This window comes from Desulforhopalus vacuolatus, from assembly GCF_016918505.1.
Taxonomy (GTDB): domain Bacteria; phylum Desulfobacterota; class Desulfobulbia; order Desulfobulbales; family Desulfocapsaceae; genus Desulforhopalus; species Desulforhopalus vacuolatus.
This window is the reverse complement of record NZ_JAFFPZ010000014.1, coordinates 16,998-39,332: the sequence shown is the minus strand read 5'-3', so window position 1 is coordinate 39,332 and position 22,335 is coordinate 16,998. Positions and strand designations below refer to the sequence as shown.

Annotated in this window: 26 protein-coding genes and 1 other RNA gene; 9 read left to right on the top strand and 18 right to left on the bottom strand. The window is 50.7% G+C overall.

What is annotated here, in order from left to right; all coding sequences use genetic code 11:
- Positions 1–48 precede the first annotated feature (48 nt).
- On the top strand, positions 49–1,431 hold the full coding sequence (locus tag JWG39_RS10065) for a hypothetical protein (RefSeq protein ID WP_205219266.1): 1,383 nt from the start codon (positions 49–51) through the stop codon (positions 1,429–1,431).
- A 40-nt stretch (positions 1,432–1,471) separates the two neighbouring features.
- Here JWG39_RS10065 and JWG39_RS10060 read toward each other — a convergent pair whose 3' ends face one another.
- From JWG39_RS10060 to mqnB, 5 genes are all read right to left on the bottom strand, one after another.
- Complete coding sequence (locus JWG39_RS10060; RefSeq protein ID WP_205219265.1) at positions 1,472–2,224, bottom strand: arginyltransferase; 753 nt, start codon at positions 2,222–2,224, stop codon at positions 1,472–1,474.
- Between the two features lie 125 nt (positions 2,225–2,349).
- Positions 2,350–2,955 (bottom strand): acetate uptake transporter, encoded by a 606-nt coding sequence (locus JWG39_RS10055; protein ID WP_205219264.1) that lies wholly within the window; start codon positions 2,953–2,955, stop codon positions 2,350–2,352.
- A gap of 315 nt (positions 2,956–3,270) precedes the next feature.
- The gene (gene mobA, locus JWG39_RS10050) at positions 3,271–3,876 is read right to left on the bottom strand and encodes a molybdenum cofactor guanylyltransferase (RefSeq protein WP_205219263.1); all 606 of its coding nucleotides are present in this window, start codon (positions 3,874–3,876) and stop codon (positions 3,271–3,273) included.
- Positions 3,873–4,721 carry a 1,4-dihydroxy-6-naphtoate synthase gene (locus JWG39_RS10045; protein WP_205219262.1) on the bottom strand — a complete coding sequence of 283 codons (849 nt, stop codon included), beginning with the start codon at positions 4,719–4,721 and terminating at the stop codon, positions 3,873–3,875. The genes mobA and JWG39_RS10045 overlap by 4 nt, the downstream gene beginning before the upstream one ends.
- Positions 4,722–4,737: 16 nt before the next feature.
- Positions 4,738–5,409, bottom strand: a complete 672-nt coding sequence (gene mqnB / locus JWG39_RS10040; RefSeq protein WP_205219261.1) for a futalosine hydrolase — start codon at positions 5,407–5,409, stop codon at positions 4,738–4,740.
- A gap of 177 nt (positions 5,410–5,586) precedes the next feature.
- Here mqnB and queA point away from each other — a divergent pair, with 177 nt between their 5' ends.
- Positions 5,587–6,711: a tRNA preQ1(34) S-adenosylmethionine ribosyltransferase-isomerase QueA gene (gene queA / locus JWG39_RS10035; RefSeq protein WP_205219260.1), complete on the top strand. Its 1,125-nt coding sequence runs from the start codon at positions 5,587–5,589 to the stop codon at positions 6,709–6,711.
- A 76-nt stretch (positions 6,712–6,787) separates the two neighbouring features.
- Here the strand turns inward: queA and JWG39_RS10030 are convergent, their stop codons facing one another.
- Complete coding sequence (locus JWG39_RS10030) at positions 6,788–7,015, bottom strand: FmdB family zinc ribbon protein (protein ID WP_205219259.1); 228 nt, start codon at positions 7,013–7,015, stop codon at positions 6,788–6,790.
- A 74-nt stretch (positions 7,016–7,089) separates the two neighbouring features.
- A complete protein-coding gene (locus tag JWG39_RS16795) occupies positions 7,090–7,212 on the bottom strand; it encodes a hypothetical protein (protein ID WP_275888996.1) in 123 nt (40 codons plus the stop codon).
- A 91-nt stretch (positions 7,213–7,303) separates the two neighbouring features.
- Between JWG39_RS16795 and JWG39_RS10025 the strand changes: the two genes are divergently transcribed.
- From JWG39_RS10025 to rpsA, 3 genes are read left to right on the top strand one after another with little or no spacing between them, the layout of a single operon-like run.
- A complete protein-coding gene (locus JWG39_RS10025) occupies positions 7,304–8,017 on the top strand; it encodes a LolA family protein (protein WP_205219258.1) in 714 nt (237 codons plus the stop codon).
- The gene (locus tag JWG39_RS10020; protein WP_205219257.1) at positions 8,017–8,598 is read left to right on the top strand and encodes a metallophosphoesterase family protein; all 582 of its coding nucleotides are present in this window, start codon (positions 8,017–8,019) and stop codon (positions 8,596–8,598) included. The genes JWG39_RS10025 and JWG39_RS10020 overlap by 1 nt, the downstream gene beginning before the upstream one ends.
- Before the next feature lie 11 nt (positions 8,599–8,609).
- Entirely contained in the window at positions 8,610–9,809 is a 1,200-nt protein-coding gene (rpsA, locus tag JWG39_RS10015; RefSeq protein ID WP_205219256.1) for a 30S ribosomal protein S1, read from the top strand.
- A gap of 83 nt (positions 9,810–9,892) precedes the next feature.
- On the opposite strand, the gene JWG39_RS10010 is transcribed toward rpsA, so the two are convergent.
- The 7 genes from JWG39_RS10010 to JWG39_RS09980 all read right to left on the bottom strand — a co-directional run bounded on the left by JWG39_RS10010 (position 9,893) and on the right by JWG39_RS09980 (position 14,950).
- The gene (locus JWG39_RS10010) at positions 9,893–11,077 is read right to left on the bottom strand and encodes an MFS transporter (RefSeq protein ID WP_205219255.1); all 1,185 of its coding nucleotides are present in this window, start codon (positions 11,075–11,077) and stop codon (positions 9,893–9,895) included.
- The gene (gene rlmB, locus JWG39_RS10005) at positions 11,077–11,943 is read right to left on the bottom strand and encodes a 23S rRNA (guanosine(2251)-2'-O)-methyltransferase RlmB (RefSeq protein ID WP_205219254.1); all 867 of its coding nucleotides are present in this window, start codon (positions 11,941–11,943) and stop codon (positions 11,077–11,079) included. The genes JWG39_RS10010 and rlmB overlap by 1 nt, the downstream gene beginning before the upstream one ends.
- 17 nt (positions 11,944–11,960) lie before the next feature.
- A complete protein-coding gene (gene gmk / locus JWG39_RS10000) occupies positions 11,961–12,572 on the bottom strand; it encodes a guanylate kinase (protein WP_205219253.1) in 612 nt (203 codons plus the stop codon).
- Positions 12,569–12,862 carry an extracellular matrix/biofilm biosynthesis regulator RemA family protein gene (locus JWG39_RS09995; RefSeq protein ID WP_205219252.1) on the bottom strand — a complete coding sequence of 98 codons (294 nt, stop codon included), beginning with the start codon at positions 12,860–12,862 and terminating at the stop codon, positions 12,569–12,571. The genes gmk and JWG39_RS09995 overlap by 4 nt, the downstream gene beginning before the upstream one ends.
- Before the next feature lie 9 nt (positions 12,863–12,871).
- Complete coding sequence (locus JWG39_RS09990) at positions 12,872–13,753, bottom strand: YicC/YloC family endoribonuclease (RefSeq protein ID WP_205219251.1); 882 nt, start codon at positions 13,751–13,753, stop codon at positions 12,872–12,874.
- A gap of 115 nt (positions 13,754–13,868) precedes the next feature.
- The gene (locus JWG39_RS09985; RefSeq protein ID WP_205219250.1) at positions 13,869–14,396 is read right to left on the bottom strand and encodes an OmpH/Skp family outer membrane protein; all 528 of its coding nucleotides are present in this window, start codon (positions 14,394–14,396) and stop codon (positions 13,869–13,871) included.
- Entirely contained in the window at positions 14,393–14,950 is a 558-nt protein-coding gene (locus JWG39_RS09980; RefSeq protein WP_205219249.1) for an OmpA family protein, read from the bottom strand. The genes JWG39_RS09985 and JWG39_RS09980 overlap by 4 nt, the downstream gene beginning before the upstream one ends.
- 540 nt (positions 14,951–15,490) lie before the next feature.
- Here JWG39_RS09980 and JWG39_RS09975 point away from each other — a divergent pair.
- From JWG39_RS09975 to JWG39_RS09965, 3 genes are all read left to right on the top strand, one after another.
- Positions 15,491–15,916 carry a hypothetical protein gene (locus JWG39_RS09975; protein WP_205219248.1) on the top strand — a complete coding sequence of 142 codons (426 nt, stop codon included), beginning with the start codon at positions 15,491–15,493 and terminating at the stop codon, positions 15,914–15,916.
- Between the two features lie 12 nt (positions 15,917–15,928).
- Entirely contained in the window at positions 15,929–17,245 is a 1,317-nt protein-coding gene (locus JWG39_RS09970; protein ID WP_205219247.1) for a radical SAM family protein, read from the top strand.
- 355 nt (positions 17,246–17,600) lie between these two features.
- Positions 17,601–18,041, top strand: coding sequence for a Fur family transcriptional regulator (locus JWG39_RS09965; RefSeq protein WP_240192079.1), 441 nt, complete (start codon positions 17,601–17,603; stop codon positions 18,039–18,041).
- 136 nt (positions 18,042–18,177) lie between these two features.
- On the opposite strand, the gene tyrS is transcribed toward JWG39_RS09965, so the two are convergent.
- Together tyrS and rny are read right to left on the bottom strand one after the other, a co-directional pair.
- Positions 18,178–19,389 (bottom strand): tyrosine--tRNA ligase, encoded by a 1,212-nt coding sequence (tyrS, locus tag JWG39_RS09960; protein ID WP_205219246.1) that lies wholly within the window; start codon positions 19,387–19,389, stop codon positions 18,178–18,180.
- Between the two features lie 49 nt (positions 19,390–19,438).
- Complete coding sequence (gene rny, locus JWG39_RS09955) at positions 19,439–21,001, bottom strand: ribonuclease Y (protein ID WP_205219245.1); 1,563 nt, start codon at positions 20,999–21,001, stop codon at positions 19,439–19,441.
- A gap of 323 nt (positions 21,002–21,324) precedes the next feature.
- Between rny and JWG39_RS09950 the strand changes: the two genes are divergently transcribed.
- Positions 21,325–21,480: a hypothetical protein gene (locus JWG39_RS09950; RefSeq protein WP_205219244.1), complete on the top strand. Its 156-nt coding sequence runs from the start codon at positions 21,325–21,327 to the stop codon at positions 21,478–21,480.
- 137 nt (positions 21,481–21,617) lie between these two features.
- Here the strand turns inward: JWG39_RS09950 and ssrS are convergent.
- Together ssrS and JWG39_RS09940 are read right to left on the bottom strand one after the other, a co-directional pair.
- Positions 21,618–21,793: non-coding RNA, 6S RNA (gene ssrS / locus JWG39_RS09945), on the bottom strand.
- A gap of 199 nt (positions 21,794–21,992) precedes the next feature.
- Positions 21,993–22,274, bottom strand: a complete 282-nt coding sequence (locus tag JWG39_RS09940) for a cell division protein ZapA (RefSeq protein WP_205219243.1) — start codon at positions 22,272–22,274, stop codon at positions 21,993–21,995.
- Positions 22,275–22,335: the final 61 nt, after the last annotated feature.

Here is a 22,335-nt window from a genome sequence, read left to right as displayed (position 1 = left end):
TCTTTTGTGCTTCGAATATGAACGAATACAGGCTGTTTCAAGGTACCCATGACAGTACAGAATTTTGAAGCAATAGAAATGCAGACAATAAAGGGGCTGACATCTCCCTCCGCAGCAGGCAGCAGCGCCACAGCAGCGTCTACACTCAGCCCTGCCGCCAGAGCAACAGCGGTGCGACAGAATATTGCCATGCGCCGAGAGGCAAATATACGAAAAAACGCGTTTTTCAATATCCCCGATAAAAACCCGGAACAAATCCGTCTTGATGCGGTGCAGTCAATTCTCGGCAGCAGAACTCAAAAGTTCCGTACCAGCGCAGGCGGAAGATTTTTTCTTCTCGGCTGCGCCATTCTGCTGATGCTTTTCATCCTTCTCTTCACCCGGGGCACAGCGGAAGCAGTCAACTGGATCATTGAGCTGCCCAACAGCACCAGCCACTGGCTCATCTGGCCGACGGGGGGTATTGGACTGGGAGTGATCATCATCGCCCTGCGCTCTTTTGTGCACTGTCTTCGCGTTGTCATCACCCCCGGGCCGCGCTGCATTCTGAAAAAAGACCGCATCATCTGCCCCTCTCTCTTCGGCAACAGGGAATTCAACTATGATGAAATTATCAAGGTATCCACAAGCTGTTCTGTTCAACGCAAACGACACCGTCTCTTCAATGAACTGCTGATCTATACGCTGGAGGATAAAAAGCCCGCACGGCTTGATATCAGTGGCCTCCCTGAAGCGGAAGAACTCTTCGCCACCATTGATGATATCATCTCCTGGCTGCATACAGAGAAATTCGACAGCGCCTTCATGGAATCTATGGATCAACTCGCGCATACCACACCGAACATTATCAAAACGCAGATACAGAAAGAGTTTCTCAAACGCCTCTTCGGCAGCTCAGAGAATATTCGTTTCATGACAACCACTTCATCCATAATGCGAGACGGCTTTCAGTTTGTGCTCATTGGCGGAATCATCGCCACAGCATGGTATTTGATGACAGAAAGGGCTCCCTTCTCCTTCAGCTGTGAATATATCGCCCTCATGTTCGGCACCCTTCTCGCGGCGGCCTTCATGTTTACCCCGTTGCTGTATGTCTTCCGCGTCAATCCACCCTTCATTCTCCACCATGACATGATTGAGTGTGCATGCGCCTTCCAGCGTCACACCTTTTTCCTCAAAGAGATTCAGAAAAGCAAGGTGATCGGCCGCGAAACATTGTACATGAGCATTAAAAATCGCAGGTATCTGCTGCACTTCCCGGCAAAAGGAATCAACCCGCCCGCCCATATCATGGAATATGCACTGAACGGTCTTATTCACATCTCCGAAAAAGATTTTCTCAGCTTCCGTGCACTGATTGAAAAAGATGTTCGCTTCCAGGACGCCCGCGAAGAGTATCTGAAGCAGGCGAAGACAACCGGCAAGTATTGACTCTCCTCCCACCTCATCTGCCGCATTTCTCAAGGTACCCTTAAGAGAGAGTTTTCCAGTGGTCTTTGATACGCAGCTGGCAGGGTTTAAAATGCTTTTTGTAGTTCATGGCACGCACCTCATCAATCTGATACCCGAGATAGAGATATTCAATATTCTCCTCGCGGCAGAGCTCCAGCAGTTTAAGAATATTGAAGGTACCAGGGGAACGGCGGTGGAAATCAGGATCAAAATAGAAATAAACAGCGCTCATCCAGTTATTACCGGCATCAATGATGCCGGTGCCCATCAGCTTTCCACCCACTCTGTATTCCACCATGTAACTCATCGTGATACTGTTGAGGAAAAAATCATGGAAGTATTTAAGGGCGGCATTGCCATCCTTTGGAAAACGGGTGCGAAGAAACTTTTCACAAAGAAAAAGATTCTCCGAATCGGGGGTGAGAGACTTTAACTCCATGGTCACGCCACTGTTTTTCTTCAGGACTCTTTTCTGATTACGGTTGGGAACAAATGAAGGGACGTGCTGCCGGATGGAGACACAGGCGGTGCAGTCAGCGCAGTGCATGGAGTAGAGCCAGTTGCCGTTGCGCCGAAACCCTGCCGAGAGAAAGAGCTCCATCTCTCTTGACCCCGGCGGCTGTACCGCCCCCTGATAGAAGGTGGCAACCTTCGGCAGTTCGTATGGGCAATCTACTGAAATACTTCCGAAATTGTACTGCACGCTGGCAAAAAATCTTTTAAAATCTTCGCGACACTGCTCGTCATAAGTGACGGTGGAAAAAGCTTTCATGGAATTTTCCAGAGGGGGATTGCAAATTGAATAAAAAAAAGCTGCCGTTCCTCAGAACGACAGCTTTTATTATGACACCCTTTCCCCCTTTCAGCAAGGCCGGGAGAGGTACCCTTCAATCAATATCAGACGCTTTTACTGATAAACGGACCGCCAACTGGTAAAACCGGTTTCCCTGCCAGAGTCTGCAGGATGATGGCTGCCATCATATACCAGGCACCCAGTGCACAGAAGATAAGATCAATCGCTGTAATGGTAAGAATGCTTTTCATTCCGCAGAGGAAAACGAGATCAAGCCCGATAAAGCCGAGCACGAGGGTGAAAAAGGTGAAAACCATGGCTGCATGCACCCGCAGTGAAGCAAAGAACATGATCAGGGTGTAAAGAGTAAAGGCAAAGAGAAACCAGCCGAGGTCTGTCCCGTTGACGCTGAGATGCTTAACGATACTGTTGTCACCGCCAATATTCTGCAGATCAAAAAGCATCCAGATCAGTGCAAGGGCAATCCAAAAACCACCATAGACAACAAATGCGGAGTAACCGAAGTTGTTTCCACACTTAAACTCCTGAAAACCTGCGATAAGCTGTGCCATTCCACCAAGCGCCAGCGCCGTGCAGAACACCACCCCCGTGCCACAAAGACCGAGGTTGTGAAGCTGAAGAAGCAGCGTTGTCATACCGAAGCCTGCGAGACCTACGACTGCCGGGTTGCCTTGTCCAGTTCCTGCCATACCGTACCTCCTGTTTGAAGTAGTCTAGTCTTGAGAAAATCTCCTATGGTGTGTCGGGTGTGTCGGCGCGGCACATAACCGACAAATCGCCTCCTGTTAAGAGTATGCCGCAGGATTAACTGCAGTTGTGTCATCTGAAGGATGACATGAAAATAACCCTTCTTTCAATAATTGTGCAGTGTAACCTACTTTACAACAAAAGCACTCACAATTTCTTGAAAAATGCCCTGAAAAGAAGACGTTGGTTCGGATATTATGAAAAGATTTCCAGTACTTGCAGGAGGAAAAAAAGGAAGGGAACCGGAAAAAAAATATTCAAAGCCGCACTTCGCGGCGTTCCGAGTAAAAAAGGTGCAGATCTTCCGGAGTGTTGACATTGCGCCAGGCGGCACGCAGCTCCCAAGGTACAATGGGATTGGCGATTTCAGGATGGCGGGCAACACGACCAATGCGGCAGTCGGCCTCCGCATACAGTGCCTCGAAAAGTTCCAGCGCGCGATGGGTGTACAGGGCAAAAAGAGGTTCATACCAGTCCCGGGCAGAGAGGCGTGGCACGACCCCCCGGTTCTCCGCTGTGCGCTGTTCAAGCACCCACCACACAGCCTCTGCACTGACAGCCGGCATGTCACAGGCAAGAACCAGCCAGTCAGTCTTCGGCTCACTGCGCATGACGGCAAGGATTCCGGCCAGGGGCCCGCTGATGCCCTCTACGTCGGCAATACGGCAGAGGTTCGCACAGGAAGGAGGGACCTCACCCTGGCCGAGAAGCACCGTCTCTGCCACGAAGGGCTGCACCAGTTTAACAGTGCGCTCCAGCCAGGTCGCCCGCAGAGTGTACTCGTCAACGCCAAGCAGATGTTTCGGCCGCCCCATGCGACGACTGCGACCGCCAATAAGAATCGCTGCTTTAAGAAGATTCAATGATAACGGACAGGTAAGGAAGAGGGGGGCAGAACTCCGGCGGTCCGTCCCCTCTCAAGAAAGGTTTCAATAGCCGCCATGCCTTCCGTGCCAAGGTCTGCCGACCAGTTATTCACATAGAGGCTGATATGACTCTGTACCACCTCCGGAGCCAGCTCCTGGCTATGCTGGCGAATCCACGGCAGGCTCTCCCCCGGGTGGGCAAAGGCGTAACGCACGCTGGCAGCGATGGCCCGCTCAAGGGCCGCGATAGTCTCCCCGCCAAGAGTGCGTTTTGCCGCAATACAGCCCAGCGGAATGGCCGTGCCGGTGAGGCGCTCCCACCATTCACCGAGATCCTGCAGACAGACGAACCCCTGGTCGGCATAGGTAAAACGCGACTCGTGGATGATGACTCCGGCAGCCACTGTGCCACTCTTGACAGCATCCATGATATGGTCAAAGCGCAGTTCCACCAGCTCACACCCGGCGGCATTTTCAGACAGAAACATCTGTAGAAGCAGCGCCGCAGTAGTATATCTTCCCGGAATGGCAATCTTCTTCCCGGCCAGGGCAGAAATTCCCCCCGAGTGTTCCGCCGGAGTGATGAGCAGCGGACCACATCCGCGTCCAAGGGCCGCACCGGCACTGAGTACACAATACTCCTCCAACAGATGCCCGAGGGCATTGAAACTCAGTTTGGTGATGTCAAGTTTTCCCGCAAGAGCCTGCTGGTTGAGCAGTTCCACATCGGCAAGTTGCGGCTCGGCCAGCGCCACCGGGCACTCGACAAGGTTGTGGACCAGAGCATGGAAGATAAAGGTGTCATTCGGACAGGGCGAAAAGCCGAGAGAAAGCGGGTTCATGGCTGCTCCAGAAAGGTCAGGATTCAAGGGTCAGGAGAGAGTGAACAACGGCTGGAAGAGCGGCCGTGACGGTTTCGCAGGCTGCATCAAGTTGCCAGCGGGAGGGATTGCGATCTTCTACATAATTGGAGATGGAACGAATTTCGGCAAAAGGCAGTGCAAATTCCTCACAGACGGCCGCCGCCGCCGCCCCCTCCATATTTTCGCACAGCCCCAGCCAGCGACGATGAAGAAAGTTCCCCCGCGCACTCGTGCCGCTTACCGCCTGTACAGTGACAAAGGTGCCGGACTTTGCCCCCGCAACAGAGCGCTGCAGCTGCTGTCTCAACGCGACATCAGGCAGATACTGCTGACAAGCAATCATTCCTTCGTCAAAGTATTCCATCTTCTCCCCCACAGCCACGCCAAGATCGCCAAACACCTCACGCTCGGCAATGCAGAGATCCAGCAGCGTTGCGCCTTCCTCTGCCCAGCCACCGCCAACACCGAACTGCACGACGCTGAGCGCCCCGGGTGCCACATCTCTATCGGCAAGCCAGCGGGTGAGACGAATCGCCGCAGCCACTGGTCCCACGCCGGTAACCAGCAGCTTAATCCGGCCGCAGCAGTCACGCTGCAAAGCGCGAAACCCGGGAAGAGCGCGCAGAGGTGCCATTTCCCGCTCGGTGGCAGCAACAAGAAGAATCACGAGTTGCTCCTGCAGGACTGTTTCACAGCCCTCTTTTGCAGACCAGCCGTGCTCATTTCACGGCAGATTGTTTTTATAGACATATACTTCAATCCTTGGAGTGCTGATGAATCTGTGGTACATCCTGCTGTTCGAGTTTGCGCGCGCAACTTACAACATTTTCCTGTCCATTTCACCATGCCCATTGATATTTCCGAGAATTTCAGCCTTCACGCTTATCACTATCATCTTCCCGAGGAGAGTATTGCCCAGCATCCGGCTGATCGCCGTGATGCCAGCCGTCTCCTGGTTCTCCATCCTGAAAGCGGAAGGCGGGAGCACCTGCAGTTTGCAGATGTCATCGACTTTTTCGCCCCGGGGGACCTGCTGGTGGTCAACAACACAAGGGTCTTTCCCGCCCGCCTGCACGGCCGCAAAGAGACCGGCGGCAAGGTGGAGGTCTTTCTGCTGGAGTATCCCCTGTGCCGGGTGGAGGGTAAAAGTTTCACCGCACCCGCACTCCTCAAGGCATCGAAACGACCAAAGCCGGGAAGTCGCATTGAAGTAAGTGAATCACTGCAATGCACCGTTCTGGAATTGCTTGAGGGCGGCAAAGCACTGCTGGAACTGCACTGCGAATCACCGGAGAAGCTGGCTGCAGAACTGGAATTCTGCGGCGAAGTACCGTTGCCACCCTATATAGGTCGAAAAGAAGGCGCTACAGAAGAAGATCGGACCCGTTATCAGACAGTGTATGCCAGCACTCCCGGAGCGGTTGCAGCCCCAACGGCAGGACTTCATTTCACGCCGGACCTGCTGGAGAAGATTCACGAAAAGGGCATAGAGATGGCTGCCGTCACCCTGCACGTGGGTTACGGAACCTTTGCACCGGTACGTGTGGAGGACATCCGCGAACACCAGATTCACACGGAATATCTTACCATCTCCGAAGAGACGGTCGACGCAGTGCGCCGGACAAAAGCCGCCGGGGGAAAGGTGTGGGCTGTGGGAACAACAACGGTACGCTCACTGGAATTCGGTGCACGTCAGAATGAAAAAGGGGAACTGCAGGCAGTAGAAGCGTGGTGTAATCTCTATATTTATCCCGGCTTTACATTCCGGGTTGTAGATAATCTCATCACCAATTTTCACCTCCCCGATTCGTCGCTGATGTTTCTTGTCTCAGCTTTCTGTGACAGAGAGAAAGTGGGCGAAAAAAACAAGGGCAGGGAGATGCTGCTGGAGAGTTATGACGAGGCGGTGAAAATGGGATATCGCTTTTTTTCTTACGGGGACGCGATGGCTGTCGTCGGCCCCCGGTGAAGCCCGGTTTTTCTCAGCTTCCTGAAGTGGAATTGCCACCAGGGTCCCTTGAATAATCTTGTATTTCGTTCATATATTATTCAAGGTTCCCACCAGTCGAAGAGGAACCGGATGAACTTGAACCGGTACTGGCATAACCGTCTGTATACCAGCCGCCACCCTTCAGTCGAAAGCTGTTGACCGACATAATTTTCTTCACCGGAGAGTGACACACGGGACACTCCTTAAGAGGTGCTTCGCTAATTTTCTGCTGAACTTCAAACACTTTATTACACTTTTTACATTCATACTCGTAGAGAGGCATCTCATTTCTCCATTATTATATTCTTTTCCGCATTTCGTGTTTGTCATGTCTGTTTCAGATCGACGAAATGCAGGTTAACCTCTTCTCAATGCGGCAATGGCAGAGGCTGCCGGGTTCTCCCACCCCCCGGCGAATGCAAAGGTAATGCCGGGGTGTTCCGCTGTCAACTCCGCAGACCTGAGTCCTGCAGCAGACATGAGAGGACAGCCCTTCTCTTGTGAGGTTCCCGCAAGTCTGGTATATGTTTATTTATATTTTGATCCTGTCCCATGACACTTCGGAAATTCCATGAATAAAGTGCTTCTCATAACACTCCTGTTCCTCAGCCTGCTCTCTCCTGCAGTCACACCTGCGTCTGCCGCTGAAAAGGCGGAAACAACCGGCACAACAACCGTTGACCGCCCTGCCATTGCAGAGCAGATCCAGCAGACCTACGACAGGATGCACAGTCTCGCTTTTAACTTCCATCAGATCACCAGCGGCGAGATGACCGGTCGTCCTCAGCGTGGAGCGGGACACACAGCCTTCCTGCGCAAAGCCGGGGTGCATAAGATGCGCTGGGAATACACCGAGCCGGATGAACAGATCATCATCTCCAACGGCATCACTCTTTCCATGTATTTCAAGAAACTGCAGCAGATGATTGTTTCCCCTGCTGACCGCATATCAGCCGATCTCACCTGCTCCTTCTTCTCCGGACGTGGCAGGCTCACCGACGATTTCATCATCGCCGGGCCAGACGAGGAGTACAGTGAAGCAGTCACAGGTATGACCGTTCTCAAACTTACCCCGAAACGGGCGGAGCAGGTACAGGATATTCACATCTGGGTTGACGACCAGGACCTCATCCTCCGTCTCGCCATCCGTGACCATTTCGGCACCGTCACGACCATGAACCTCAGTGACATCAGAGTGGATGCTCTCAGTGACATGTCCACCTCAGAACTGAAAAAGTTTTTCAGCTTCACCCCGCCGACAGGTACGGAGATCATCAAACAGTAATGTCTATTCTCGCTGTCATCTCAGACACCCACGACCAGATCACCCGTCTCAATGCTGCAGTTGGCTATGCCAACGAGGCCAACGCTGACGTAATGATACACTGTGGCGACCTGATTTCAGCCTTCATGCTCCACCGACTGGCCAATTTTCTCGGCCCGGTTCACCTCATTTATGGGAATAATCCTGGTGACACCCATATTATTATTCCCCGCTGTTTCAAGCAGTTCCCGGAGATAACCCATCACGGGGTATATGGCAGTTTTGTGGAAGGCGGCGTCTCCATCGCCATGGTTCACTACCCCGAAGAGGCGCAAAAGCTTGCCGAAAGCGGTCTTTATGATGTAGTGTGTTGCGGACATACTCATCGATATAAAGTAAAAAAGACGGGAAATACAGTAGTGATCAACCCCGGCTCCATGCTCGGGGAACACGATGACGCAGGCTTTGTCCTGTATAATACGGATACGCGGACTGTCCAGCGGGTCAGAATTGGAGATTGCATCTTTGATTCCATTGTCCCCGTCCACGCCCTCGAAGAGCGCCCTCTTGATGAGGACGAAAAGATTAAGCCTCAACTTTGATGCAGAGAATCATGACGGAATCCAGCGACAGCTTTGAAGCCCTCTTCGCCTCTGAAGAGAAGAAAACAGTCAAAAAACTCACCCCCGGTCAGAAGATAACGGCGACCGTTGTCGGTATTCGCGGGGAGAACACCTTTGTTGATGTGGGCGGCAAGAGCGAAGGCGTGATGAACACCTCCGAATTTGCTGACGCGGAAGGCAACCCGATGCTTGAGATTGGTGACAAGGTCGAGGTGTACTTTCTGCAGAGCAAAGGTGGCGAGCGTTTCTTCACTCGCAGCATTGGCTCCGGTGCCTCCGCTGCGCATATAGAAGAGGCTTTCCGAGCGGCAGTTCCCGTGGAAGGTTTCGTTAAGAGTGAGATTAAAGGTGGTTTCGACATCACCCTTGGCGGCAATATCCGCGCCTTTTGTCCCTTCTCACAGATGGGTCTGCGCCGGGTGGAAGATGCGGCGACAGAGTACCTGGAAAAACACATGACTTTCCTCATCACGCGTTTTGAAGAAAACGGCCGCAATATTGTTGTTTCGGCGCGGGCAATTCAGGAGCAGGAGCGTGAGGAGAAAAAAGAGAAACTGAAGGAAACCCTTGAAGAGGGGCAGGTGGTAAAGGGTGAGATCAGTTCTATCCGTGACTTCGGCGCCTTTGTTGATCTGGGCGGAGTGGACGGCTTGATCCCGGTTTCTGAAATCGGCTGGAGCCGGGTTGACAAGGTGGAGGACTATTTTTCTGTCGGTCAGCAGGTCGAGGTAGTGGTTAAATCTCTCGATTGGGATAAGGAGCGTATCTCCCTGAGCTACAAAGCCACGCAGAGAGATCCGTGGGAAGATATTCCCCTGCACTTTCCCGAAGGGACCACGGTCACCGGGAAAGTGGCGCGACTGGCACAGTTCGGAGCCTTTGTCACCATCGCCCCCGGAATTGACGGGCTGATACATATTTCCCGTCTCGGCGGAGGCCGACGCATCAATCATCCCCGCGAGGTACTGGAAGAGGGACAGGATGTCGAGGTCAGGGTGGAGAGTATCGATCTTGAAAGCCATCGTCTCTCCCTCGCCCCCACTGACTATATCTCTGAAGAGAGTGAAGCGGAGAAAGAAAAGAGTGAATACCGGGCCTTCTCTGCGAAGAAAAAAGAGCAAAAAGCCGAAAAGAGCATGGGCAGCCTCGGAGCCCTGCTGCAGGCAAAGCTTAAAGAGAAAGTGAAGTAAGTTTTTTTGTAAAGCACAGGAAAAAAAACAGGCGACGGGGAAATTACCCGTCGCCTGTTTTTTTTGTTTTTTCTGCCTGTCACTCAATCAGCAGCTGTCTCCTCCACCCTCTTGCGCCCCATCATCCAGAGGGCAACGCAAATCAGCACCAGCACGGAGCCTCCGACCACCCGGTAGGCGGCATCAATTCCCAGCCAGTCCATACTGCTGCCTGAGAGCACTGCTCCGCAGAAGACGCCGCAACTCATAGATAAAGCGTAAATGCCCATCATCGTGCCGTGTCCATAGTGATTCTTCGCTTCCACAGAAGCAAGAGCCCCGAGTACCGCCCATATCAGAGCCTCGGCAGTACCAATCAGCAGATAGACCAGCATCAGTGCATGAAAGGTACGACAAAATGGGATGCAGAAAAACAGTACCACAAGCGTGAGCGACCCGAGTAAAAGCATGCGTTCTCGATTCCAGCGGTCAGCCAGTCTGCCAAAGGGAACCTGCAGCCCGGCATTAACCAGCGTCCGGCAGGCGATAACCATCCCTACAGCGAAACCACTGTAACTTTCACCATCCCAGCTCGCCATGTAAAGCGGGAGAAAAGCCATCAACGGCACGGGTACCAGCATCGTTGAGAATCGGGCAAGGAGAATACCGAGGGTACGGGTATCCCGCCGCATAATGCGGAGGGTGGCAAAAAGACGCCGATCCTCATTGCCTTCTCTGCCCGCCTTCCCCGGCAGGGTGAACATTACCAGCAGCATGGCGATAAAACTCATCAGCGCCATACCATAAAAAACCGAAGGCATACCCCAGTTATCCGAGAGGACACCACCAATCATTGGTCCACAGCCAATTCCGCAAAAAACGGCGGCGTTGAGATAGCTCTGGTAACGCCCCTCCTGGCCGCTGGGGGCGAATTGACTCATGTACGCCATAACCACGGGACCGATCATGGCAGAACCGATACCGTGCAAAAAGCGGATAAAAATCAGCATTGTTATGCTGCTGGCCAGCGGAGTAAGAAGACCGACAAGGCCATAAATCCCCAGCCCGGTGATCAAAAATCCTTTCCGCCCCCAGCGATCCGACCAGTTGCCGACAAAGGGCTGCAACAGTCCGCGCGAGACGGAAAAAGCGGCCATGATGAGACCGAGGTCAAAACCGCTGGCACCAAGGCTTGCAGCAAAAACTGGCAGAACAGGGATGATAATGCCAATCCCGAGAAGACTGATAAAAATGGCAAGCAACAATGCCACAAAGGATCTTTTTTCCATTACACTGCGAGTTTCTGTCGCAGTGCTTCAAACAAAATTACGCCTGCGGCCACCGATGCGTTAAGGGAATCAAGCTCACCCTTCATGGGAATAGAGAGCAGCACATCGCACTCTTTCTGCACCAGCGGACGAACCCCTTTTCCCTCCGCCCCGATCACAAAGCAGGCCGGTGGGGTGAGATCACTGCTGTAGAGATTTATCGCCGAATCATCCTTCACGCTACCGAAAACCCAAAAGCCGATCTCCTTCAATTTTTTAAGAGTATTGACAAGATTGGTGACCTGGCAGATATCAATATGAGACATGGCCCCGGCAGAGGCCTTGGCCGCAGTACCGCCCAGCGGCGCACTGCGTTCACGGGTAACAAGGACCCCTGCAGCACCCGAAGCCAGCGCTGAACGGATGATAGCTCCCACATTGTGAGGGTCCTGCAGGGTATCAAGGGCAACGATGTGGCACGGCTCTTTTGCCTCAATGCGCGCCTTGAGGCGTTCGGCAAAATCGGCAAACTCGATAAAACCGGCTTCGGTGGTACGGGCGACCACTCCCTGATGCCGAATCTGCTCTGCCCCTTCCCCGTTGATACGCAGGGAATCCACAAAGAAAAGTTTTATCTTTGCCTCTTTGGCAATTTGGATGATCGCATCAATCTTCTCACCATGCCTTTCTTTCTGCAGAATGATCTCGTTGATACGTCCCGGCTCCTCGACGAGACTCTCATAGACAGGATGCACACCCCAGAGCAGATCATCGCTCAAGCGAATCAACTTCTCCGAACGTCGTTTTTCAGCATCACTGCGGGGCGATTTTTCACCCTGTGGACGGCGGCGGTTATCCCCCCTGCCTCCCTTTTTATTTTCTGCCATTTTTTTCTCCAGCTTTTTTACAGATGCAGACCCAGCTCAATCCCACGGCCATCTGGATGGCGGTGGGCCGCTGCGCGCTCGGCAATAATGATCGATTTTAGAGTATTCACCGCCGAACCAAGGTCGTCGTTGACCATAAGATATTGATACTCCGAGGCGGCGGTCATTTCCTGTTCCGCGTTTTTCATACGCAGCGTAACGGTGGAATCATCCTCGGTTCCACGCCCGCGCAGACGGCGCTCTAATTCTTCAAGACCAGGCGGGGCAATAAAGATATGGGCAGCGGAGATAATCCGCTCATTGCGGATTATCTCCGCACCCTGCACATCAATATCAAGGATGACATCACTGCCACCCTTCGCCTGAGCCATCACTGACTGGCGATTGGTGCCGTAAAAGTTGTCATGCACTTCCGCGAATTCAAGGAACTCCCCGGCAGCAATCATCCTGCGAAAACCATCGTGACTGATAAAATGATAGTCAATGCCGTCCTTCTCTCCAGGTCGTGGCTGGCGTGTAGTGTGAGAAACAGAAAAAGCGAGTCCCGGCAATTCCGCCATGACCCGCTTGAGAAGCGTAGTCTTCCCGGCACCGGAGGGTGCTGAAATTACAAAAAGTCGTCCTTTCATATTTCTTCCTGTTTTGTTATCTCATCATTCAGTAATTGTAACTGCGCCCCCTGCTGCAGGGCCTGCATCCTCAGCCCGATGGTTTCCGTCTGAACTGAAGAGAGAACGATATGCCCGGAATCAAGTACGAGGATAGAACGGGTGCGCCGCCCTTCGGTGACATCAAGCAGGCGGTTATCATTTTTCGCAATCTCTTTCAGCTTGCGTGCCGGAGAGGAACCGGTGTTAATAACGGCAACAATTCTTTCCATGGTAACGGTATTACCGTGTCCCACATTTAACAGCTGCATCCCTCTCTCCTATTCGATGTTCTGCACCTGCTCGCGTATTTTCTCCAGCTCGCTTTTCAGCTCGACGGTGTGCTGAGCAATGCCGGCATCGCTAATTTTGGAGACAGTTGTATTCACCTCACGCAGAAACTCCTGAATAAGAAAATCGAGTTTACGACCAATGGCGCCATCTTCTTTAAGGAAGGAAGAGAACTGCTCCATGTGACTGTGCAAACGGACAATTTCTTCCGTAACATCTGTCTTGTCTGCAAGAATAGCCACTTCCTGGGCGAGACGATCCTGATCGAGAGCAACAGAGTCAAGCAGTTTGGCAAGCCGCTCCTGCAGGGCACTCTGCCGCTGAAGGACAAGTTCCGGAATCCGCTCTTCAATAATGCTCACCACATCGGCAAAATGGTCAAGCCGCTGAAACAAGTCCGTGGCAAGAGCTCCACCCTCCTGTTGCCGCATGACATCACAGTTCTCCAGCGCCTCCCGAAGAGCTTTTTCCACCGGTATCCATAGTGCTTCAATATCTTCCGGCTCCTCTTCGCGAACCATTACGTCCGGAAAAGAGGCAAGCTGCTGGGGTGTCAATTCCAGACCAAGCCCGAAACGTTCAGACAGGCGCGTTATCGCCTCGTAATAACTCGAAGCAAGCTCCTCATTCAATAATACCCGCTGGTTCCGGACCCCGCCGCCGTTTATAGTGAGCTGCAGGTCTACCCTGCCACGTTGATGAACAGCGCCGACCAGTTTGCGTATTCGTTCTTCAAAGGCCTGAACTCCCCGGGGAAGTTTCAGCTTCACATCAAGGTAGCGGTTGTTCACACAGCGAATCTCTACACTGAAGACCCGCCCGCCTTCTTCTCTTTCCCCCCGGCCGAAACCGGTCATACTTCGCACTGCCATATCTGCTCCTGAAAAAAAAAATGGACGTCTGCACCCCGCCCATAAATAAGAAAACGGCGCAGAAGTCGAGCTTCTGCGCCATTCACAACCTACTGCAAAGCTGTCATTTCAGCAATCAGTTTGAAACCTTGTTAAAAGCTTTGGTTATCTCATCAGTAATATCATTGGCAGGATTAACAAAGGGAATCCCGGGCATCTTTTCGATGATAACAGCAAAGCCCTTTTTCTGGCCATAGGAATCAAGAACTCCCTGCAGAGTCTTAAACAGGGGCGCAAGTTCTTTATCACGAGCCTGTTTCATTTCAAATTCAGCATCTTTCGTCTTCTGCTGAAGAGCTCTTGCAGCTTTTTCAAAATCATGCAGTTTGGCCTTTTTCGTCTCTTCACTCCAGGCAGAACTTTTCTTTTTAATCTCGGTCTGAAGTGCTCTCAGCTTTTCGCTTTCCCCCTTAAATTTGTCCTTATAGGAAGCCATTTTGGCATCAAGAGATTTCGTTGCTTTGCTGCCAGCCTTGCTGTTGAGCAAAATTTTCTGCACGTCAATGACACCAATTTTAGTCGCAGCGGCAGCAAAAGCAGATCCACTGAAACAGGCAAGGGTTACAACAACAATGGCAGCGGCAAAAAAATTGTGGATTCTCATTGTTCATTTTCTCCCTGTGCTGAATTCATGCTGGCACTGCCATCGACAACGAAGTCGTCACGACGGTCCTGAGCCCAGCCCATTTCGTCATAGCCAGAGAAAAGTAACTGTTCTTTCCCGTAGCTTACGGTGCTCAGACGTTCGGCCCCGATACCAAGACGCTGCAAACAGTTTTTGGCAGTAAGGGCACGCCGTTCGCCGAGGGCCATATTGTATTCTTTGGTTCCGCGAGGGTCACAGTTCCCTTCGATACGTACTGAAACAGTGCCATTTTTCTTCATGTAACTGGCGTTTTCTTCCATGCGGGGAATCTGATCGGCCGGGATTCCAAAAGAGTCAAACGCAAAGTAGACGGGCAACATGCCTTTTGTCGTCCGTCCTTCTCCAATACCAGTAGTCAAAGGAATAGAATCAAGAGATTCTACAACGCCGATAGTTTCAGTCTCATCGATGACCTGAGGTTCAACCGGAACAGGCTTTGTGCCAGAACAACCTGCCAAAGTCAACGCTGAGACGCACAATAGTACGGGCAAAGCAAATTTAAGAGTAAACATAACCTTTTTCTCCTGATTAAAAACTGCAATATTAGATAACCTGTGAAAAAACGATATTTCGTTATTGGATAAAATATCGTCCTGTAAAAACAGACAAGTTCAATTCTGTACAGTATAGATACACAAAAGGCAAATTCAACATTTTTTTCACAACTCAGTTCCAGAGATGCTTGAATTCTAATTTTAATGCTTTTTTTATTAGCTAAATTGAAATTTAGTCAGAATTAATCCCTTTCTGACAGTATAAATGTCCTCTTTTACTCCCGGGAACATCGGAACATCAAAGAACCATTTTTTCGCCCATCTTCTTCGTTACAGTCAAAAATTTATCCTCGAAGGTGAGCGCCAGACTCCGATATCAAAGGTATGCCTGCGGTACATTTCCTTGAAGAGCCTCGCATATAAACGAAATACAAGGTTCTTCAAGAGACCCTGCTGGTTATTACAAATTTGCTGTGGTTATATTTGCCGTTTCCGATTATAGACAGGTGGTAAACAACAGCAGAAAACGGCAGTTGCCGTCAATTTCAGGAGTGTACAATGGCAAAAGTAAGTATCAGCCCGAATCGAACTACCGACAAAACCATCCGAACTATCGACCGTAAACGTGAACGTGAACGGAAGAAAATGTTTCACCGGGCTAAAGATCATGATCAGGAATTTAGTGTACTGCTCATCCAGCGCCTTGTTGATCGGGAAATCATAGAAACGGACAACGTTGGTGTATTACAGGAAGATATCGCTGCACAGCTCGGCAAGTTGCCATATATTGAAGATTTTGATCTTCAGATGAAGGTCGCTCCTTTGCGGACTCTTGTTCAGGATCCCAACATTGTGAGTCTCTATTTCACTCAATATCTTATTGAAGATCTTGTAAATCACCCAGCCATTCAGGACATTTTTGGCGATGATCTTGATATCTATCGTGCGGTGGACTCCGTCTTCCGCGTTCTTCGCCAGGAGTAAAAATTCAACTGCATGAAACATCCTGAATCACTTCCCTCACTCGTATTCGCAGATGCCGATGGAAACATCAACGATTTTCCAGAACTCGGCATGACCGGAATGAGTGGCAGTCATTTTCTGCCCCCGGAGCTAAACGATCTCATTCCGCTTCCCGAGGGCAGTGAACTGTTCACCCTGCCCGGCCGGCTGCCCGTCGGCTGGGACTTTGACTCCCGTGAACCGGTACTTCTTACGGAACATCCCTGGGATGAAGGGAACACGTCTGTCAATGCCGTTGCCGCCTTCATCGCACCCGCACATACCTCCATTCTTAGCAGCAGTTATCAGACACAAAAGGACGCACCCCGGTTGCCGCTGTTTGCCTACACCGCAGTTGGATGGAAAGATGATCAGTTCTGGGTTCCCGCCTTCCGCAGTGATGAAGACGTACGCCAGGACTTCAGCCAGTACTCCAGAGAAGATGTCGAACGGCGGACAGCTCTAAAACTGAAGGCCCACCGCGACAATCGCCTTATCCAGCATCTCGGCAAATGCTGTCTCACCTACGGCTGTCCTGCTGCACGAAATTATTTTCTGGAAAGATGGGAGGCTCCCCTGCCCACCTCTCCGGTGTGCAACGCCCGTTGTCTTGGCTGCATTTCCCTGCAGGAATCTGGAATATGCTCTTCTCAGGAACGGATTACCTTTGTTCCTACTGTCAAAGAGTTGTGCGAAATTGCCATCCCTCACCTGAAGAAGGCACCAAATCCCGTAGTCAGTTACGGTCAGGGTTGCGAGGGAGAACCTCTTATGCAGAGTAAAGTACTCCGCGAAAGCATCATTCAGATGCGGGAAGCGACTGACCTTGGGACCATTAATCTCAACTCCAATGCCAGCCTGCCTGAACAGGTGAAAGAGCTGGCAGCTGTCGGCCTTGATTCCCTGCGTATCAGTCTTAACTCCGCGCAGGAAAGTTGCTACAATTCCTATTATCGGCCGAAGAGCTATTGTTTTGATGATGTAAAACGCTCTATTGACATGATGAAAGATGCAGGGCGGTTTGTCTCTTTCAATTATTTTGTCCTCCCCGGCTTCACCGATTCTGACGAAGAGTTCATTGCGCTTTCGAATCTGGTAGCAAGTCATCCCCCGGATTTCATCCAGTTACGTAATCTCAATATTGATCCGGAATGGTATTTCGAAACGGTCTGGGGGAAACCGCATCCTCTCTCCGAGGGAATCACTCCATGGCTTGACAGGCTCAAAGCACGTTTTCCTGAACTGGGTTTTGGCTATTTCAATCCCAACGTGCATCCAGCACAGAAAAAGGAAAAATACGACAAAAGCTAAAGTTCCTTTCGTCCCCATACCATCTTTTTCTCTCAATGTATTGCCATACCATCCCCGACTTCCCTTGATTTACGTTGAAATTACATTATCATATCAGAATGCTGTTCACTTGAGATCCTTTATCAAATAAAAGGATATCTTAAAAACAACCTGCATTCGTTTATATTCGAGGAACAGTTAAAAATTTACCACAGGTACGTATACCGGCGTACCGTTCATCACGGGATAACTTTGAGATCAAAGCCTGGCGAAATCAGAGTCCAGCGTTTACCTCTGAGGATAAATTTTTAACTGTAACAAAGAAAATGGGCGAAAGACTGGTTCTTCGATGTTCCCAAAATGAGTTATGATTATCATGGATAAATCAACACAAGCCTCCCTTTTAACGCTGGAGCGCATGGAGAACTTTAGAATCACTCCACAACGCCAGGTGATTCTTGAGGAACTTTCAAAGGTAAACAGCCATCCCGCAGCCAATGAAGTGTTTGACATGGTCCGCACCCGCCTGCCGCGTATTGGTCTTGGGACTGTTTACAGAAACCTTGAAATTATGGCAGACAATGGCATTATCTTGAAAATTGATGTCGGTGGCACACAGAAACGCTTTGATGCCATCGTGGAACCGCACTATCACATTCGCTGCACTGAGTGTGGCAGGGTTGATGACATGGATGTTCCGGTGCAAAAAGAGTTTGAAACAATGGCAGCTGCCAGCACTGACTACAAAGTGCAGGGACACCGTGTTGAATTTTTCGGCATTTGTCCTGATTGCCAAAAGGCTAAACACGACACCTGAGAAGGTGTCTTTACAGCTTTCTGTCACAGGAAATCATGCATAAAAAACGGCTCTGCAGTCAATATGACTGCAGAGCCGTTTTTATTAACTCCCTTCCCCGGGGTCCTTCAAGAACACCCGGTCCGCTTGAAACGTCTCAGGCGAAGTGTACCCTGCAGAAGCGACGTTTTCCCACTTTAAACAGATATTCACCCTGCGGTTCAAGGAGGATCTTCTCATCAGCGACCTTCTCTCCATCGATAGAAACTGCACCCTGTTTGATCATCCGCCGGGCCTCTGAGGTAGACTTCACCAACCCCGCATCAACAAGCAGATTCGGCAGAGCAACAGCCTCGCCACCCTTCATTTCATACTCAGGAACCTCGTCCGGAGTTCCCCCTTTCTGAAAAATCGTCTCAAAATTTTTCTCTGCCTGGATGGCCGCATCCTTACTGTGGAAACGGGTCACCAGTTCACGGGCCAGTTGCTGCTTCACCACTTTCGGATGAATTTCACCTCTCTCCATCTTCTTCTTCAGTGCATCAATCTCTACCGTACTCAAATCACTGAGCAGATAGAAGTAACGAAACATCAGTTCATCAGAAACTGACAGCACCTTTCCATAGATATCATCGGCAGGCTCATCAATCCCGATATAGTTCCCGAGGGATTTACTCATCTTGTTCACTCCGTCGAGTCCTTCGAGCAGAGGCACGGTCATTACAACCTGAGGTTCCATCCCGCGGTTACGCTGCAGATCGCGTCCCATGAGGAGATTGAAGAGTTGATCGGTGCCACCAAGCTCAACGTCAGCGTGCAGTGCAACGGAATCATATCCCTGGGCAAGGGGATAGAAAAATTCGTGGATGGAGATAGGCAGATTGTTTTCGTAACGCTTTTTAAAATCATCGCGTTCGAGCATACGTGCAACAGTAAGTTCCGAACCAAGACGAATGATATCCGCAAAGTTAAGAGCTCCAAGCCACTTCGAATTGAAGCTGACCTTTGTCTTCTCCGGGTCCAGAATTTTAAAAACCTGTTTTTTATAGGTCTCAGCATTAACAGCAACCTGCTCCGACGTCAGCGGCTTGCGGGTTTGTGATTTCCCGGTAGGGTCACCGATCATACCGGTAAAGTCCCCAATGAGGAAATGCACCTCGTGTCCGAGATCCTGAAAATACTTCATTTTCTGCATCACCACGGTGTGCCCGAGGTGAAGATCCGGCGCAGTGGGATCAAATCCAACCTTTACAACCAGCGGTTTACCGGTTTCCTGTGATTTCTTCAGCTTCTTTTCAAGCTCTTCACGGGAGTGAAAATCTACTACACCGCGCCCCAAAAATTCGAGTTGCTCTTCGATGCTTAACATTAGCGTATTCCTCTCAGCGTTTTCTAAAAGTACCTTCTCAGGACGCAAGCTACTTCGCGTACTCAACGGCCCTGGTTTCACGAATAACGGTTACACGAATTTGACCGGGATAGGTCAATTTTTCCTGGATGGAGCGGGCAATATCTCGGCTGAGCAGTGCCGCCTCCTCCTCTTTTATTTTGTTGGAATCAACGATAATGCGCAGATCGCGACCGGCCTGAATGGCGTAGGATTTTTCCACTCCTTCAAAACCGTTGGCAATCGCTTCAAGGTCTTCCAGACGCTTAACATAACTCTGCAGCATCTCTTTCCGGGCACCGGGCCGTGCTCCAGAGAGGGCATCTGCGGCCTGCACAAGAACATCAAGCACGCTCTTCGGGGGAAGATCTTCATGGTGAGCCCCGATGGCATAAACGACCTCTTCCGACTCACCATATTTTCTGGCGATGTCTCTGCCGATAATGGCGTGAGAACCCTCAACTTCGTGGTCCACCGCCTTGCCGATATCATGCAGCAGTCCGGCACGCTTGGCCATCTTCACGTCAATACCAAGTTCAGCAGCCATGATCCCGCAAAGGAAAGCAACTTCAAGACTGTGCTGGAGTATATTCTGACCGTAACTGGTCCGATATTTGAGTCTCCCGATCAATTTAATAATTTCCACATGCACACCGTGTGCCCCCACATCAAAGGTGGCCTGCTCTCCTTCCTCGCGCATGGAAATCTCAAGATCGCGGGAGACCTTGTCAACCACTTCCTCAATTCTGCCCGGGTGAATACGGCCGTCACTGATGAGTTGTTCCAGGGCGAGCCGTGCAACCTCACGCCGGACCGGATTAAAACCAGAAAGCACCACGGCCTCCGGAGTATCATCAATGATAATATCAATACCAGTTGCGGCTTCAAGAGCACGAATATTCCGCCCTTCACGGCCAATAATCCGCCCTTTCATCTCGTCGTTGGGCAGCGGTACAATCGACACCGTGCGGTCGGCAACGTAATCTCCTGCATAGCGGCAAATAGCAAGGGCAAGGATCTTCTTTGCCCTCCGATCGGCTTCCATTTTCATTTCATTTTCAATGCGGACAAGACTTTTGGCCGCTTCCATGCGTGCCTCGCTCTCAAGAGATGAAATCAACGTATTCTTCGCTTCTTCCGCAGTAATACCGGCAAGGAACGAAAGCTCACGGGTCCGCTGAGCGACGAGCTCATCGGCCTGCTGATGCTTGCGTTGATACTCCTCGCGGGAAAGCACGAGGTCCTTTTCGGTCTTTTGCAACTCACTGATCTTACGATCGTAACTGTCCCACTCCCGTTTAAGGTTGTCGCGCTTCAACTGAACCTGTGCCCGTTCTTCTTTCAGTTCATCGCGGTCAGCTTTAATTTCCAGGTCAAGTGTCTGCTTTACCTGATACGCCTTCTCCTTGCTCTGCAGGAGTGCCTCTTTCTTTAATTGCTCTGCCTCAACGAGGGCATTTTCGATGATCTGCCGCCCCTGATTGCGATTGTTCGCTTCGTTGGTCAGCGTAATTTTGCGTTGAATGAAATATCCTGCGGCACCACCTGCACCGAGGAAGATAATCGCCAGCAAAAGCTGGAGGAAAAATCCCATTGTGATACCCCCTGTAAAGAGCCGGACTCAGGGTGAGTATGAGAAGAGAAAAGTAAAACAGAAGGAGGGAGGGAAGGGGGAGCAACTGCTGTCGCCTGTTCACACCGGCAGAAGAGGAAAAAACTTCCCTGAATCAGCACAACAAAATTGTAAAATTCGCCGGCTTCAACTGAAAATCTGCTACACCATGCAGAAAAAGAGTCTGCAGCCAATTGCAGCAAACTCTGATCAGGCACCATTCTGCCTGCACTCCAGAGGTCGACCTGGAAGTCATCGTTTTGAAACGTTCAGAAGAGTAATCGTGCTCTCAGGATATGGCAGGCATGCGCGATCTTCAAAAAAGTTATTCCAGAAATCCCTATATCTGCCCGGCGTGGCTGAATGCTGCCTCTCCACACCAGACATCACCCCGCCACGCATTCTCCAAAATGCAGGGTGAATCAGGAAGCGGCTTTCCCACCGCTTCTCGTCCGTTTTAATTTATCCGCCCGTAAGGCCGGTCTGCATTATATTAAATCGACGCAGCTGCAAAGCCACGCCGTCGTTACATCCTCAAAAAAACGGGTGCTGTTGGCAGCCGCTGCAATCTCCCCGAAAACTGCTTCAGGAACGGTAAAAAAACCCCACACTGCCGTGTCACCAGAAAAGTTAAACCTGAAGTTCAGGTGGGTACCCCATAAATCATTTTTGAAAAGCGGCAATTGCCATTTTCATCTTTGATCAGAGAGGGCTCCCTTTTTTAGAGAGTTGGCTCAACAATTACACTGAAAATCACTAACAGCGCAGGGTAATTATATATATGTTGTAACGAAGCTTTTTTAACTCCGTTTAACTTTTTTCAACAGTTCATTATAGCAGAAAACTGCCGAAGCGAAAACATTAAAATCCCGTAATTTCTTTAGAAAATTGTCTTGTCCAACCATGGGAACCTTCAGGGAAAAAGCATTCTCATTCCTGAAAAAAAATCTGTAAAACAGTATACCCTGAAGGGTCAGCGTTCGGTAATCAAAGTCCGAATCTCATTGCTCAGATTCCTCAAACGACTCTCAAAATTCTTACGATATTGATCAAAATCCCTCTGCAGCCGTACATGCCGGGAAGCAATATTAAGACAGGCAAGGAGTGCAATTTTCCCCATCGGAATCGTCCCGATGTTCTCATCAGGCTTGACCCCGACCAGATCCTGCACCAGAGCAACGGTTTCCTCCAGTTCCACATCTGAAGCATCAGTGTAGAAACTAAAGTCCAGCCCCATCATTCTTATTTCGACCATTCGCTCATCTTCGGCCATGAGAACAATCCGATTTCAAGTGGCGGAAGCCGCCCGCAGACGA

Bases quoted from the DNA above. Each gene is read 5' to 3' on its own strand.
- JWG39_RS10030 (WP_205219259.1), bottom strand. From the start codon at position 7,015: ATGCCTCTCTACGAGTATGAATGTAAAAAGTGTAATAAAGTGTTTGAA.
- JWG39_RS09940 (WP_205219243.1), bottom strand. From the start codon at position 22,274: ATGGTCGAAATAAGAATGATGGGGCTGGACTTTAGTTTCTACACTGAT.
- JWG39_RS09990 (WP_205219251.1), bottom strand. From the start codon at position 13,753: ATGGCAGTGCGAAGTATGACCGGTTTCGGCCGGGGGGAAAGAGAAGAA.
- JWG39_RS09965 (WP_240192079.1), top strand. From the start codon at position 17,601: ATGGATAAATCAACACAAGCCTCCCTTTTAACGCTGGAGCGCATGGAG.
- rny (WP_205219245.1), bottom strand. From the start codon at position 21,001: ATGGGATTTTTCCTCCAGCTTTTGCTGGCGATTATCTTCCTCGGTGCA.
- JWG39_RS10020 (WP_205219257.1), top strand. From the start codon at position 8,017: ATGTCTATTCTCGCTGTCATCTCAGACACCCACGACCAGATCACCCGT.
- JWG39_RS10055 (WP_205219264.1), bottom strand. From the start codon at position 2,955: ATGGCAGGAACTGGACAAGGCAACCCGGCAGTCGTAGGTCTCGCAGGC.
- gmk (WP_205219253.1), bottom strand. From the start codon at position 12,572: ATGAAAGGACGACTTTTTGTAATTTCAGCACCCTCCGGTGCCGGGAAG.
- tyrS (WP_205219246.1), bottom strand. From the start codon at position 19,389: ATGTTAAGCATCGAAGAGCAACTCGAATTTTTGGGGCGCGGTGTAGTA.
- JWG39_RS09980 (WP_205219249.1), bottom strand. From the start codon at position 14,950: ATGTTTACTCTTAAATTTGCTTTGCCCGTACTATTGTGCGTCTCAGCG.
- queA (WP_205219260.1), top strand. From the start codon at position 5,587: ATGCCCATTGATATTTCCGAGAATTTCAGCCTTCACGCTTATCACTAT.
- JWG39_RS10025 (WP_205219258.1), top strand. From the start codon at position 7,304: ATGAATAAAGTGCTTCTCATAACACTCCTGTTCCTCAGCCTGCTCTCT.
- JWG39_RS09950 (WP_205219244.1), top strand. From the start codon at position 21,325: ATGCGCGATCTTCAAAAAAGTTATTCCAGAAATCCCTATATCTGCCCG.
- JWG39_RS09970 (WP_205219247.1), top strand. From the start codon at position 15,929: ATGAAACATCCTGAATCACTTCCCTCACTCGTATTCGCAGATGCCGAT.
- rlmB (WP_205219254.1), bottom strand. From the start codon at position 11,943: ATGGCAGAAAATAAAAAGGGAGGCAGGGGGGATAACCGCCGCCGTCCA.
- JWG39_RS10045 (WP_205219262.1), bottom strand. From the start codon at position 4,721: ATGAACCCGCTTTCTCTCGGCTTTTCGCCCTGTCCGAATGACACCTTT.
- JWG39_RS16795 (WP_275888996.1), bottom strand. From the start codon at position 7,212: ATGTCTGCTGCAGGACTCAGGTCTGCGGAGTTGACAGCGGAACACCCC.
- JWG39_RS09995 (WP_205219252.1), bottom strand. From the start codon at position 12,862: ATGCAGCTGTTAAATGTGGGACACGGTAATACCGTTACCATGGAAAGA.
- JWG39_RS09975 (WP_205219248.1), top strand. From the start codon at position 15,491: ATGGCAAAAGTAAGTATCAGCCCGAATCGAACTACCGACAAAACCATC.
- JWG39_RS09985 (WP_205219250.1), bottom strand. From the start codon at position 14,396: ATGAGAATCCACAATTTTTTTGCCGCTGCCATTGTTGTTGTAACCCTT.
- rpsA (WP_205219256.1), top strand. From the start codon at position 8,610: ATGACGGAATCCAGCGACAGCTTTGAAGCCCTCTTCGCCTCTGAAGAG.
- JWG39_RS10065 (WP_205219266.1), top strand. From the start codon at position 49: ATGACAGTACAGAATTTTGAAGCAATAGAAATGCAGACAATAAAGGGG.
- JWG39_RS10060 (WP_205219265.1), bottom strand. From the start codon at position 2,224: ATGAAAGCTTTTTCCACCGTCACTTATGACGAGCAGTGTCGCGAAGAT.
- JWG39_RS10010 (WP_205219255.1), bottom strand. From the start codon at position 11,077: ATGGAAAAAAGATCCTTTGTGGCATTGTTGCTTGCCATTTTTATCAGT.